We start from the raw sequence: 764 nt of genomic DNA on the forward strand, positions 1-764 counted from the left end.
CGCCGCGCGCCCCCGCGGGGCGCGGGGGGCGCGGGGGGCGCGCGCGAGCTCCCGACCGCCCCGGCGGGCCCGCTCCCCCCCCCCCCCCCCCCCCTTCCAGCGGGCACGGGGGCTGGAGCACGGCCGGGCGGCGGTCGCCCTCGGCGGGCTCGCCGCAGCGGTCTCGGTGGCCGGCTGGTTCGCTCTGGCCCTTTAGCGGGCAGCGCCTTTTAATGACTGCCCGGTCGGGTGTGACATGGGTACCGTCGACCCGTGATCGATCATGGAATCGCCCTTCCTCACTTCCGGCTCCACGTCGTGCCCGCCGTGGTCCCGCTGGCCAGCCCGACCTGGCAGCGGGAAGTGTGGCTCGACCGCCAGCAGTTCGAGAGCCTCGACCACGTCGTGCACGTGCTCTTCGACGACTTCTGCGACGCGGACGAACCCGAGCGCCATCTCGGCCTGAGCCTCCGCACGGAGGAGGAGGTCGCGCTGATGGCCCGGCTCGGCGCCGCGTACGGCGCGGTGCAGGACGCGGTCGGAGCCCAGGCCCCGGACGAGGCCTTCCTTGACGCCCCCGGCTGGCCCGACGTGGTCTCGGCGGCGGCCCGGTTGGCCCAGGTGATGCTGGGCAACGACTACTTGGCGCTGGCGAACCTCCACGAGGCCGGTCACACCTGGCCGCCCCGCCCCCGGGCCGGGGCGGGGGGGGCCTACGAAGGGCCGGCAGTACGGGGTAGTTGGCGTTAAAACCAAAGAGCCGGGCGACCAACAATGCAATTTTT

1 protein-coding gene is annotated in these 764 nt (G+C 74.0%); it reads left to right on the forward strand.

Annotated elements, in window-relative coordinates; genetic code table 11:
• The first annotated feature begins 252 nt into the window (after window positions 1-252).
• Window positions 253-729: a hypothetical protein gene (locus ACFWXO_RS32945; protein ID WP_380528503.1), complete on the forward strand. Its 477-nt coding sequence runs from the start codon at window positions 253-255 to the stop codon at window positions 727-729.
• Window positions 730-764: the final 35 nt, after the last annotated feature.

The organism is Kitasatospora sp. NPDC059088 (assembly GCF_042738155.1).
GTDB lineage: Bacteria > Actinomycetota > Actinomycetes > Streptomycetales > Streptomycetaceae > Kitasatospora.